This window comes from Paenibacillus dendritiformis, assembly GCF_945605565.1.
Taxonomy (GTDB): Bacteria; Bacillota; Bacilli; order Paenibacillales; family Paenibacillaceae; genus Paenibacillus_B; species Paenibacillus_B dendritiformis_A.
Genome location: NZ_OX216966.1, coordinates 3,670,295 through 3,683,327, shown reverse-complemented (window position 1 = coordinate 3,683,327; position 13,033 = coordinate 3,670,295). Strand labels below are relative to the sequence as shown.

Below are 13,033 nucleotides of genomic sequence, written 5' to 3'. Positions count from 1 at the left end.
TTATACACCAGAAGAACCACCAAAGCCATCGCTCCAAAGGTTCTCCTGGTGTCTCAACCGCAACTGATAGTCCTTGACGTGTATATTGGTTTTTTATTTAGTCACTTACATCTTGATTGCGTATCTTTCCATCCTTATGAGACACATAACTATGCAGTATCATTCCCAGCATGATGATGAACATGCCGCACCAAGATAACACAGAAGGAAGCGGAGCCGCCAATAACACGATTTCTCCGATAACGGCAAACAGCACTTCCATCGATTGAGTCGCTTCCACAGCGGCCAGCTTTGGCATATCCCCTCTGACCATATCAGTAGCTTGGAAAAATAATACCGTCGCGATGACCCCTGAGAAAACAGCGACGAGTACTGATTGTATCGTTTGTTCTTTGCTTGGCGCTCCCTCCACAACAAAACCATACAAGGACAGTAAAAACCAGAATGGCAGGCTGGCCAAGGTCATTCCGAGTACCCGCTGATAAGCATCTACACGCTCTCCGCATATCTCCATCATTTTGCGGTTGCCGAGCGGGTAGGCAAACGAAGCGACAATGACGGGGATAACCCCCAACAAAATATGTTGTGCCGCAAGATATTGAGCTTGCTCCACTTGCATAAGAATTATGCCAAGAAGAATGAGAACCGACATAACCAAGCCTTTGATCGGGATTTTGCTTCTTGTCTTTATGAGTCCATCCGGTGTTTGAATGGTCTCTGTGAACAGCGGAGCCAGTAAAGAGCCTGATATGATCGTCATTTGCCAAGTCCCGGCAATCATCCATCCCGGCGCATGCGCGGCCGCAAAGCATAAGGGCGCATAGAACAGGCCAAACCCGACAAAGCTCCACAAAAACCATGCCCCGGGATTTTCTCGCATCACCTGCCACAGCGGCCGCAGTTGCTTCCTGCTCATCACCAGGAGCAGCAGGAACGGAACCATAAAGATAAACCGCAGCGAAGCGCTCCATACCCAGCTTCCGCCTGATAGTTCCATGGATCGATTCAATATAAACGTAAACGCAAAAAAGAAAGCCGCACAAACACCCAACAAAATCGGACGCAGTTTACCTGCTTCAATCTGCTTCATAAGTGAGCAACTCTCCAAGACTGAACCAGTTCTGTTCCACAAGACGAGCTGCCGTTTCTCCGTCTTTATGTTTACAAGCCTCTATAATTTGCCGATGCTGTTCTACTGACTTGAGACCCTTTACAGAGGCAAATTGGGAAATTTCTAGACGCTGAATTTTGGACATGCTTCGTTCCAGCGCGCGCATGATTTCAGGATTGCCTGCCACGTCCAAAAAAACATGATGAAACAACTCATCAGCTTCAATGGCTTTTATAATCTCTTTTTTCTCCATAGCCGCCAGCAAAGCCTTATTGCTGAATTCCAATTTTTCCATATCGGACTCTTGCAATAGCGGAACCGCTAGACGAGCAGCCAAAGAATGCAAGACGGCTACCACTGGAAATGCATGCTTCGCCTCCTCCAGATGCAAAGGAGCAACGCGAGTAACCGAACCCGGAATCGACTCAACAAGCCCTTCATCCTCAAGGCGCTTCAAGGCCTCCCGGACCGGAGTGCGGCTAATTCCGAATTTTTCAGCTAACTCCTTATCATGCAACCGCTGCTCAGGCTGTAATTCCAGATTAATGATGGCCTTCTTTAACGTGAGATAGACTTCATCTCGTAACGACATGCGCTTAATTGGTTTGATGATATTCTTTTCCATAAATCCAATATATCGCATATTGGTTTTTCGAGCAACGGTTTCAAAAAGAAAAAAAGCCGCGTATCATTCTGTGCGGCATTGAAGTTTGGTAAATATTGCTCTAAAGCTTTATTCCTCCCAGTGGGCTGCAACGGAACAAAAAAGTATTGGTCGTGGAAGGGTCAGTAGCTCCTAAGAGGCTGCGCATTCTCCGAATGCATTCGGCTCTGAAGACGTTTCGCGCTCCTGAGGATCAGCAGCAGGCGCTGGAGGACATTACGGCTCTTCCTGAGGGGAGAATTATTGTGTCGCGCGATGGCGATACGATAGTCGGTTATATTATGTTCCACTATCCGGACGGGAGAGAGCCTTGGGGAGAAGCGCGGATGGAAGATCTGATCGAATTCGGCGCCATTGAAGTTGCCGGTGATTACCGTTCGCTCGGATTAGGCAAGGAAATGCTCCAGCTCGCTTTTGCCCATGATCAAATGGAAGACGTCATCGTATTCCCGACCGAATATTGCTGGTATTGGGATTTGGAACACAGCAAGCTTAGCGCGTGGGAATATCGCAGAATGACGGAACAGTTATGGCATGCGTGGATATGGTGAGATTCGAGACCGACGCCCCGGAAATATGCTCCCATCCGGCGAACTGCCTGATGGTTCGCATCGGCAAGCATGTGCCATTGGCCTCCCTAGAGCGAATTGACCGCTTCGCTTGCGGAAACGCTTCAAGATAACCTAAGCACTCGTCCCATACAGATGAAGTGACTTGGAATCAGGAAGCCGCACCGGATCAACCATCTGCGGTTGATCCGATAACTAGCTGCCTCCGGAACAAACCTTACAAGCCGCAATTTGCAACCTTACTCCAGAACATATGTCTTACAGCAGCAGCCTTATTTCGGGCCCAAGACAGAAAAGGCATGCCTCCATCCGGCTTCAATTCAGCTATCTGCCGCAACAACCGCATTCAGCCGTCCGATCAACTGCTCCGCCGCGGCGGGCGTCAACTCCAGGATGCCGCCGCTGTCCGTAATCCGCCCTTGCTGCAGCCGGGCGTCCAGCCAGTCGGTAATAAAAGCCGGCGCATAGCCTCCCGTGCTGAAGGCTCCGCCGAAGGCGATCATTTTCTCGTAGTTGGCCAGGTACTGCTCCCGGGTTGTCTGCGGATAGGCCTTCGTATACAGCCAAAATTGCAGATCGTACATCAGTACGGAGCGCTCATCCGCATGAAAAGCAAAATACCCCTTCTCTTCTACGATGTCTGTACAGATAGTACGGATGACGCCTTCGATATCCGCCACATCGTCAACATGGGCGCATAATTCCGACAGCAGCGGTGAAAATTGGCCTTGGGCCACTCTCCGCAAGTCCTCCTGCTTGTCCTCCTCGGAGGTGTCGAATACCTCCTCATTCACTAACCCTTGAATGAAGGCGGCGAAGTTCGGCGCCAGCAACGTAATGGCATAGTCCAACTCCTGGTCGACATGGACGACGGCAGGCTCCCCGTCCCTGCCGCATGCCCGGTAATCGAGCATCACGACATCATGCCCGGCGGAAGGACAGTCGCAAATCACGACGCCGATATCGGGATAGCCCCACTCTTCAATCATAAAAGGACTGCCGAACTCCCCGCACAGGGAATACGGCTTCTCGCGTCCGATACCCATAATGCCGGTAATCGCGATATGATCCTCGGCCCAGGAGGTGGCTTCCTCTGTCGGGAAGCAGGTATTCACCGGCACCCCGCCATTATGCTGCTCCATCAGCGCAATGTAAGAGGCAGGCAGCTTATATCCGAGCTCCTCCTCGATAGAAGCAATAAGCTCGTCCGTCAGCGGCTCGCTAACATATTCCTTTAACGCGTACTCGCTATCGTTCCAGAAATCGGCAAAATCAACTTTTCCAAAATGCTTCATCAGTTCTTCGTTCATGATGCCACCTCTATTCATCGGTTCCGTTCTCGTCTACTCTCGAAGAAGTCGGAAATGTTCCTTCCATATAATCATGGATCAGCCCTCTAATCCAGGGGGCCTCGGCATTTTGTACGATTTCATGGTTCGAGATCCAATTCTCATCGAATTCCCCCGTGTCGCGTCTGTCTAATTGTTTATCCCAATCGATGTCTGTAGAAAATATTTTTTCAAAGAATAGCTCCCCATGAACTGCGTTCGATATGTAATCTAGCGTTAGCATTTGTCAGCCAAGCCCCTCTCTACGATCTAACTTCTTACTCACAGGAGCGGAAATCCGCTTCACAACGGACGATTGGATTCAAGCTCGCGCCGCCTGCCGGCCTTGTGCCATTCCTCATATATGCCGCCGATGTCATGGAACGCCTGATTGACCATGCTCGTCAATTCCTGCACAATCTCCTTCGTGTATCGCAAGCGGGTATTCACATTGTCCGCCTTATACTTGTGCAGCAGCTTCACATGAGCGATCGTGCTCACGGTATCCTCCAAAATCCAATAGATAACGTCATCCACATTTTTGGTCGATTTGCTTAGCATCTGCACGCCTCGTTCATACATAACCAGCTCATACGCATGATCTCGAATTCGCACGCAGGGGCTGAGATCGCCGATATAGTCTTGTTGAAAAGGCTGCGTCACCATCTTCTCATAGGAGTCATCGTAGATGGGAGTGTGCCGCAGCAGGCGGATAATCCTAGCCGTAATTTCCCGTTCCGTATGCATCATGGATAAGTGCTTCCCCCTTGAGGCCCTGAAGCTCACAATGGAGCTGGGCGGCAATGATTGTTCTGCAGTAAATGGGCAATCTCCCCGAATAGCTCGGCCGCTTCCTCTTCATAGAACACCGCAACCTCCCGCCCATAGGCGTAATTCAACCGGATGTAGCCGCCCAGTTCCCGTATGAAGATTTTACCTGTATGTTCATTGTCGATCAGCAGATCCGGCTGGAAAAAGCCTCGGCATCGTGTTCCCAGTTCGCGCAAGGTCAGGCTGCTGCCGTTCTCGGGAGTGAAGAGAAAAAAGGCATGTTTTTTCGTCTCATTCCACGGTTCAAAATAAGCGGGCACAGCAGACTCGGCATCGCCGAACGTCTCTTGATAGATTCGATCCAGCGTGTCTGTATAGGAAGCGGACTTGGACGGTATGACCCGTATGGTCTCGGAATGCCTCGGCAGCCACACGATTCCCGCCACCTGCGGATGCACGGCAAGGAAATCGCCGTCGATCGTAGTCCCGATGGCCACGCATTGGCGAAGCTGCTCCCGGGTGATCGGACTTGTCTCCTCATGCTCCCACAGATCGTATTCGGCGAACGGCGGCAATACGTCAGGATCCGGCGAGTGGATATCGAACCATCCCCTGTATGTCCCTTCGCCGTATTGTTGAAGGAAGCGGCTGTAGCCGTCGGGAAAAGCGACCTGCATGTCTTGCTCGACTTGGCGAAACAGCCCGGACGGAACCGGAACCAGCCGTAGAGATACGATATACATGTTCGAACCGCCTTTTCTATGGAAGTCTTTGAGCCTATCTTATATCATACCAAGTCTCGTCTTGTTTTCGATGCGTCCCGGGAACTAAGCTGGAGAAATCTGCCGATTGATTTTCCACAGGGAGAGGTGCACAATAACGCAGCAACCCCTTCCGCAACGCTGCGAAAGGGGTTCGTTTACAAGTTGGCTGCCGGAACGAGATGCCGCCAGCGGCACTGCTCCGGTCTCGTCACAACTCCAGCTTCTTTGCCTTTTCCTTAATATAATCGGCTGTTCGGAGCGCCAATGACATGACCGTGTTCGTCGGATTGCCGGCGCCAGAAGTGACAAATATGCTCGCGTCACAGACGAACAGATTGGGAATGTCATGGGATTGGCCATAGGAATTGACGACCGAGCTCTCTGGATCATTCCCCATGCGGCAGCCCCCCATCATATGGGCGCTATCCGGAATGACGAATTCGACCTTGCCGCCCGCGGCATCGAGAATGGCCTTCATGTTCGCGACCGCATGGTCGATCAGCTTGCGATCATTATCGCCGTAACTGAAGGTGACTTTGGCGCGGGGCAAGCCGTACTCGTCTTTGTCATCCGCTAATGTTACCCGGTTCTCCGGATGGGGCAGCACTTCGCCGACCAGCGTGACTCTTCCATAATGGTTGTAATCGAGCAGCGTCTCCCGTAACCGTTCTCCCCACACCGGGCCTCCCTCCGCCTTCGAGATTCCGCTCGCGAACTCGACCGGCCGCGCCCCGTGAGAATGAAGGGTATACCCGCGCACGAAGTTATTGTTCGGGTCGGTCCGGTAGAAATCCTGGGTCGTAGCCAGCACAGGTGTACCTTTATACAGTCTGATTTCGTTGTCGAATTTGGCATAGACGTCGTGGCTGCTGTGCACCATGACAGCCTTCCCGACCCAGCCGCTGCGGTTCGCCAGCCCGTCGGGGAATTGTGCGGTCGCCGAGTTGAGCAGAAGTCGCGGCGTTTCGACCACGTAGGCGGATAAGATGACGAGCTTCGCCTTTTGCTCATACGATTTCCCATCATGGATGAAAGCGACCCCCTTCGCCTTCCCGTCCGTGCCCATGATGACCCGGGTCACCATGCAGTTCGCCAATACCTCGGCGCCGGCCTGGATCGCTTTCGGAATATGAACGATGAGGGTGCTGAACTTGGCGTCTGGCATGCAGCCTTGATTGCAGAAGCCCCGATTGATGCAAGGCGGCCGGCCCTCGAACGGCGCGGACAGAATCGCGAGCGGAGCGACAGAAGAGCGGATGCCTAGCTTGTCGCAGCCGTTCATGAACATGTACGCGTTCGGGCTGAGCGGCTCCCTCTCCGGATAGGGATATGGTCCATGGTAGTTGCCCCACGGGAAATGCTTCGGTCCGGATACGGCAATTTCCTTTTCGTTTCTCGCATAGTATCGTTCCAGGTCGTGATAGCCGATCGGCCAATCCTCCGCGACGCCATCCAGCGTCCTTGCTCTGAAATCCGCCTCGTGAAACCTCAAAAACACCGCCGTAAAGTGAACGGTTCCGCCCCCGATCCCGCGGCCGGAATTGTTATGCCCCATCGTCAAGGGGTCCTTCCCGTCCACGATCCGGGTATCCTGCCACCCCAGATTCCTCATCGCAAGCTCATCGCTCGCAAAATCCTTCTGCGGATCGCGGAACGGCCCGGCATCGAGGACGACCACGCTCATGCCCGCTTCGCTTAATTCTTTGGCCAGCACGCCGCCCGCGGCGCCCGCGCCCACGATGACGACATCCACTTCTTCGTTCGCGTATTTTCGGTTCATCATTGTTCCGGCTGAGCCTCCCATGGATCCAATTGTCCCATCTGCGTGCGGACATAACCCCGCGGATAAGCCGGACCGGCGTATCCGATATCGGACCAGACCTTCGGGTGAGAACAGTACGCTTCGACCGTCAGATTCAACAGCTTCCTGAACAGTTCGGCTTGCGGTATGCCGGTCCAGACCCCTTTCGGCTTGGCGGCGGATTGGCTCATGTCCTGCAAATATTGTCTCTGGATGTCCGCGTCCAGGTCTGCAAAAGAAGAAGAGTGCAGGGCTTGGGCCGCTTGCTCCAGCGCGTGGAGACCCGCCCGAAGCAGCTTCGGCGCTTCGGGAACGCCCGCCTTGCGCTGGCTCTCCCCTGGAGAGCGATGCATCGTGCGGTCGATATGGACAAGCACGAAATCGAGCGCTTCCGGTGTCTCATCGTCTACGAGCAGCGAGGCGATACGCCGTATCATGCCGGCCTCAGGCGGCGTAAAAAAGTGCAGAGCATTGTTCGGCTTCACGCGGGACATCACGATGGTCTGGGTATGATCATCCCATTCATGCCGCTCCTTCATGACATCAAAAGACGGGTAATGACTGTGCCGCGCCATGGTCAACCCACCTTCCAGTACATCGCAATCAAGCCAAGCGCGCTTAGCGCGGTGAACATAAGCGGGAGAATGACGGGAGGACCAATCATAAAATTGCGCAGGGCCCATCCCCCAACCCGAACCCCGACTCCCCGAAAATGAAAATAAAAGCCGATCAAGCCCGATAAGACGCCGAGCCACATCAGCACCTGGAACAGAGCGGCAAGCCAGGCCTGGTTATACCAGGTCAACACAATCCCGGCAATGAAAAATAGGGGAGAGAGGATAACAGGCACCCACATCGCTTTGTGGTGAAAATTTTGGCGATAATGAAACACTGTCACCTGAACGCTCATTAAAAGAAACGCCAGACTGACAAACAAAATAAGAACTCGATCCATCGACCATGCAGACCAATTCATGCAGCGACCCCTTTTTCCAGATTTCTAAAATTACATTCAATTATTTCCTGCATGATGACCGGCTATTCCTGCTTCAAGACCGCATATTAAGAAAGCTCCCGTCCGCCCAAAGGCTTCAGGGAGCTTCCATTCAATACGCGTTGCCTTATCTCACCCGCCACCCGTCGGCATCCTGCTGCAAGCCCCACAGGTTCGCATACAGTCCCGCCTGGGCAACCAATTCAGGGTGCGTGCCTTCCTCAACAAGCCGGCCCTGGTCAAGCACCAGGATCTTATCCGCATGTTGAATCGTCTTCAACCGGTGCGCAATAATGATGACCGTCTTATCCGCGACCAATTCATTGATCGCCTGCTGAACAGCCGCTTCATTCTCCGGATCAAGCGAAGCGGTCGCTTCGTCGAGCAGCACGATCGTCGCGTTCTTCAATAAGGCGCGGGCGATCGACACCCGCTGCTTCTCGCCGCCGGACAGCGTCGAGCCGCCTTCGCCTACAGGCGTATCATAGCCCTGCGGCAATTGCGAGATGAAGTCATGGCAGCAAGCGCGCTTGGCCGCCTCCTCAATCTCCGCTTGCGACGCATCCATCTTCCCGATCCGGATATTGTTGCCGATGGTATCCTGGAATAGATATACATCTTGGAACACCATCGAAATATGCTGCAACAGCTTCTCGGGGTCGGCCTGCTGAATCGGCTGATCACCAATCCTGATCGCACCCTGCTGAACATCCCAGAAGCGGGCAATCAAGCGAGTCACCGTGCTCTTCCCGCTTCCTGACGGTCCCACCAAAGCCGTAATCGTATTCGGTTCGATCGTAAAGGACAAGTCGCGCAGGACCGGCTGGTTGGCATTGTAACCGAAGGCGACCCGGTCGAACACAATCTTCCCATGCGGATTGATGCTGCCCGTTCCCTCCATCGGCCGCTCCTGCCGTACCTCCATAATGCGCTGCGCGCTGTGGGCAGAATAGCGCATTTCCCCATAATTCATCAGCACGACCGTCAAAGGCTCGAATATTCGGGTCCCCACCAGCAAGAAGAGGAGAAAGACAGGCAGCGACAGCGTTCCGCCTGCGAGCAGATAGCTGCCGGCCAGGATCATGATCGTCATCCCGGAACGGATCAGCAGCATCGCGCCCATCATCACGGGCCCCACGATGCCTTCCAGCCGGATCGATGCCCGCATCAGCCGTTCGAAGGACAGACGCAGCCGCTCGAAGCGCTCCCCGCCCATATGGTGAGCCTTGATCTCGCGGATCCCGGTCAAATATTCCTGCAGCCGGCTGGCGGCTTCATTTTTGGCTCGAACATGATTCTCGCTCAGACGCGCCTGAAGCGCGTCGGTCAGCCACAGCAGCAGCGCGCCGAACGGAACGGAAATGAACATGGCCAACGCCATTCTCCAGTCGAGAAACACGAGTCCGGCCAAGGCCAAAAAAGGCAGCAGGATGGCGCTGATGAGCTGGGGAACATTGTGGGAGATCGTATGCTCGACTTGCCCGTAGTCGCTTAACAGCAAGTTGGTCATATCCCCCGGGTCGCGCTTGCTGAAATACCCCAGCGACAGATGCCGCAGATGCTCGGCGAAGGTCAGCCGGCCGGATGCCGCCAGACGGTAAGCCGCTTTGAACGATTTGTCGTACAGCAAGGAGCATGCCGCATAGGACACAAGCAGCCAGGCGAACAATATGGCGCAGACCGTCCACAAACGCCCGGTATTCAAGCCCGTCTCCGGATGCGCGAACGAGATATAAATCGTATTCACGATATCGATCAGGAGCGCGGCGGGTATAATTTTTGCGAATCCATCCAGGAGCGCCGCCAAGCTGGACGGCCATAAGCTCCGGGGATTCCCCCCGGAAACATTGTACAAATACCGATTCATCCGTTAAGCCCCCCTGTTGTGCAGCATTCCTCCGCCTGTTGCGGCAGCCTGTCGCCTGCTCCGAGTCTCCACGAAGCCGCGCAGATGTGGGCTTGCCACATCTGCTCGTACAGCCCGTTCAAGGCGCGCAGCTCGTCATGCGTTCCCCGCTCGGCGATGGCTCCCTGCTTCACGACCAGAATCTGTTCGGCCGCGCGAATGGCAGACAGGCGGTGGGCAATGATGAGGACGGTCTTGCCTTTGACCAGCTCGGCCAGACCCTGCTGGATCTTCTTCTCGTTCTCGGCATCCGCATAAGCGGTCGCTTCATCCAGCACCAGGATCGGCGCGTTTTTCAGCAAGGCCCGGGCAATCGCGATCCGCTGCGCTTCTCCGCCGGACAGATAGGTCCCGCCTTCTCCGATTTTGGTGTCATACCCGTGCTCCAGCTTGACAATGAATTCATGGCAGCAAGCCGTCTTCGCAGTGGCAATGACCTCTTCCATCGACGCTGCCGTATTGCCCATCCGGATATTCGCTGCAATCGTATCGTAGAAAAGATGAACATCCTGGAATACGAACGAGACCGTATCCATCAGCTTCTCCGTCCCCATCTCGCGAATCGGCACGCCGCCGATCGCAATGACGCCCTCCTGAACGTCCCAGAAGCGGAGCAGCAGATTGGCAATGGTCGATTTTCCGCCGCCGGATGGACCGACGAGCGCCGTCATTTCCCCTGCTTTGGCGACAAAATCGATCTGGTTCAATACCGGTTTAAAATCTTTGCTCTCCTGCTTCTCATACGCAAAGGATACTTGCTGAAAAGTGATATCATACGACGCGGGAACTCGCGGCGAAGCCGGCTCCGCCACGACCGCTTCGGAGAAAACTGCTTCAATCCGCTTATTGCCTTCCACAATCTCTCTCATCCCGCCTCCGATATACATCAGCCTCAATAAGGGCACCGATAAGCTGGGCGTAATAATCAGGAACAGGATGAACGTAATGGCAAAGGCTTGATTTCCGGAATCGCCGCTGGCCAGCAAAATGCCAATCGGCACAATAAACGTAAATAAAGAGCTCACCAGAACGTAAAACAGACTATAGGGAGTTTTGAAAAAATCCGTAACTCGTAACGAAATATCGCGATATTGGACAACGGCTTGCTTGAAGGTTAAAAAGTTATCCGCGGTAATCCCGAATATCTTCACGGCAGGCATCCCCCGCACATATTCCACGCCGGTCGCATTCATCTCTTCCGCCGCGAATTGAAAATCACGAAAGGCCTGCTGGCCGCTGGCGCTTGCAAAAAGGCGGGCCTGCAGCCAGAAACCGATGCCGATAGGAACAAGCAGCACGAGCGCCATCCGCCAGTCCAGCCAGAATAAATAGCCGATCAGCAGCAGCGGGATCACGACGGCGCATACGATATCCGGAAGCTGGTGAGCAATGAATTTTTCGATTTTCTCGACACTGGTCTCAATAATTTTTTTCAATTCTCCCGTCGCTGTCTTCGTATGGTAGCCCATGGGCACCTTGGCGACGTGGTCGGCCAGCCTCACCCGCAGCCGGTAGAGAATGTGGAACGCCGCGATATGAGAGCACATGACGCCGATATATAACGTAAGCAGCGCCCCAATCAAAGCAAGAAACGCAAAGATGCCCCAATAGAGGATGAGATCTTTATCGATCCCCTCCATTCGCTGCGCATGCATCAGCAGTTCCTCGACAATTTTGTATACCGCGGCAAAAGGAGCGATTTGCAGCAGGCTTGACAGGATAGAAAAAAGAGATGCGACTGTAAGCAGCCCTTTTTTCTCCCCGGCAATATGCAGCAGGCCCGACATTTCCGATTTCGCACTCATTGGCGGATCACCTCATTTATCTCATGACTTGGCTTATACTCGCTGCAAGAACAGGTACGTTTATTTCTCCGCATTCGCTGCTTCCGCCGCCCCCTTGCTTGCGGCAAGCTTCGTGCCGCGGACAAGCAGCGTAATGGCCATAAACAGCACTAAGGCAGCGACCGCCGCAAAGGGAAGATGCTTATCCAGCTTGTACAGGCTCGTGCTCACAATCGGGGCGATCACGGCGGAGATGCCGGATACCGATCCAACGAGCCCCGCCACGCCGCCTTGCTGCTCGGGGGCCACAGCAAGCGAGGAACCGGACATGAAGCCCGGCATCATCAGCCCGGTACCGACACCGAACAAGAAGAAGGCCGCGTAAAAGCTGACGAGGCCGATGACGAAAAGGAAGAGCAGCATGCTGAGTATGAGCAGTGCCGATCCAACCAGAATCAAGGGCTTGGGCTGCCATTTCGGCTTTTTCATCTGCAGCCCTTGCGTAACAATCATCGCCACCCCGCTCACCATCAAGCCCATGGACAACATCCGTGCGGTCTCCTGCGTCGTCATGGACAACTGATCCTGAAAATAGAAGCCTCCGACCACTTGCAAGGTGACAATGCTGAGCATCGTCGCCAGTCCGGCGAACAAATAAAGGCGAAGGCCGGGTTGGAACGGGTTCACCTTCGCCGGCTTGGCCTGAATCTTCGCCTTATGCGCCGGAATCAGCAGCAGGGCAACGACAATCGCGATAAGCGGCAGCAGCGCGCCAATATACAGCGGCCAGATAAGGCCGATAAGCGCGAACGCTCCGGCAATCGCCGGGCCAAGCACGAGCCCCATGCCATTGGCAGCGCCGATGAGAGCCATTCCTGCCGAGCGGCCCTGCTCATCCGTGATGTCCGCCATATACGCCTGCGCCGCGGAGGGAACGGCAGGAATGAACAGGCCGACCAGGCCGCGCGCCACGATCAGCAGCGCAACCAGCAGCCCGCCGCTGATCAGCCCGGACAAGCCGGCGTACATCGTCGCCGTGAACAGCACGTAGCTGATGAACATGCCGAGGAAGCCAATCAAGATGACCGGCTTTCTTCCCCGCACATCGCTCCATCTCCCCCATACCGGCGCCATCACGGCCATGGCGACCGATCCCAGCGAAATAATCAGGCCCGAATGCGTCTCGCTCAGCCCCAATTCGCGTATCAGCGGAGGCATCACCGGGGCGATAATCATCAACCCGACCATCGCCACGAACACGCTAAAAAATATACTGAATCGAACTCGAGTCATCTTAACATCTTTCCTTTCGCATCTTTCTTTGCACCGTCATGCTTCCTT

The 13,033-nt window shown here is 54.3% G+C and carries 10 protein-coding genes and 2 pseudogenes; 1 reads left to right on the top strand and 11 read right to left on the bottom strand.

Translation table 11 applies throughout. From position 1 onward, the window contains the following. Window positions 1-97: 97 nt before the first annotated feature. Both NNL35_RS16290 and NNL35_RS16285 read right to left on the bottom strand, forming a co-directional pair. The gene (locus NNL35_RS16290; protein WP_006674526.1) at window positions 98-1,090 is read right to left on the bottom strand and encodes a DMT family transporter; all 993 of its coding nucleotides are present in this window, start codon (window positions 1,088-1,090) and stop codon (window positions 98-100) included. Beyond that, the gene (locus NNL35_RS16285) at window positions 1,077-1,736 is read right to left on the bottom strand and encodes a GntR family transcriptional regulator (protein WP_006674527.1); all 660 of its coding nucleotides are present in this window, start codon (window positions 1,734-1,736) and stop codon (window positions 1,077-1,079) included. The genes NNL35_RS16290 and NNL35_RS16285 overlap by 14 nt, the downstream gene beginning before the upstream one ends. A gap of 110 nt (window positions 1,737-1,846) precedes the next feature. Between NNL35_RS16285 and NNL35_RS16280 the strand changes: the two are divergent. Next, window positions 1,847-2,462: pseudogene (locus NNL35_RS16280) on the top strand (GNAT family N-acetyltransferase). A 202-nt stretch (window positions 2,463-2,664) separates the two neighbouring features. Here the strand turns inward: NNL35_RS16280 and NNL35_RS16275 are convergent. The 9 genes and pseudogenes from NNL35_RS16275 to NNL35_RS16235 form a co-directional block, all read right to left on the bottom strand. Further along, a pseudogene (locus NNL35_RS16275) lies at window positions 2,665-3,612 on the bottom strand (SMI1/KNR4 family protein); the annotation flags it as partial. Between the two features lie 363 nt (window positions 3,613-3,975). Continuing rightward, complete coding sequence (locus tag NNL35_RS16270; protein ID WP_006674530.1) at window positions 3,976-4,422, bottom strand: Imm63 family immunity protein; 447 nt, start codon at window positions 4,420-4,422, stop codon at window positions 3,976-3,978. Between the two features lie 32 nt (window positions 4,423-4,454). After that, entirely contained in the window at window positions 4,455-5,186 is a 732-nt protein-coding gene (locus tag NNL35_RS16265) for a hypothetical protein (RefSeq protein ID WP_006674531.1), read from the bottom strand. Between the two features lie 229 nt (window positions 5,187-5,415). Next, window positions 5,416-6,990 (bottom strand): GMC family oxidoreductase, encoded by a 1,575-nt coding sequence (locus tag NNL35_RS16260; RefSeq protein ID WP_006674532.1) that lies wholly within the window; start codon window positions 6,988-6,990, stop codon window positions 5,416-5,418. Beyond that, window positions 6,987-7,583: a gluconate 2-dehydrogenase subunit 3 family protein gene (locus NNL35_RS16255; RefSeq protein ID WP_006674533.1), complete on the bottom strand. Its 597-nt coding sequence runs from the start codon at window positions 7,581-7,583 to the stop codon at window positions 6,987-6,989. Before NNL35_RS16255 ends, NNL35_RS16260 begins: the two co-directional genes overlap by 4 nt. Window positions 7,584-7,585: 2 nt before the next feature. Beyond that, window positions 7,586-7,984: a hypothetical protein gene (locus tag NNL35_RS16250; protein WP_006674534.1), complete on the bottom strand. Its 399-nt coding sequence runs from the start codon at window positions 7,982-7,984 to the stop codon at window positions 7,586-7,588. Between the two features lie 145 nt (window positions 7,985-8,129). Next, the gene (locus NNL35_RS16245) at window positions 8,130-9,869 is read right to left on the bottom strand and encodes an ABC transporter ATP-binding protein (protein WP_006674535.1); all 1,740 of its coding nucleotides are present in this window, start codon (window positions 9,867-9,869) and stop codon (window positions 8,130-8,132) included. After that, window positions 9,866-11,713 carry an ABC transporter ATP-binding protein gene (locus NNL35_RS16240; protein WP_006674536.1) on the bottom strand — a complete coding sequence of 616 codons (1,848 nt, stop codon included), beginning with the start codon at window positions 11,711-11,713 and terminating at the stop codon, window positions 9,866-9,868. The genes NNL35_RS16245 and NNL35_RS16240 overlap by 4 nt, the downstream gene beginning before the upstream one ends. A gap of 60 nt (window positions 11,714-11,773) precedes the next feature. Continuing rightward, window positions 11,774-12,985 carry an MFS transporter gene (locus tag NNL35_RS16235; RefSeq protein ID WP_040729422.1) on the bottom strand — a complete coding sequence of 404 codons (1,212 nt, stop codon included), beginning with the start codon at window positions 12,983-12,985 and terminating at the stop codon, window positions 11,774-11,776. Window positions 12,986-13,033: the final 48 nt, after the last annotated feature.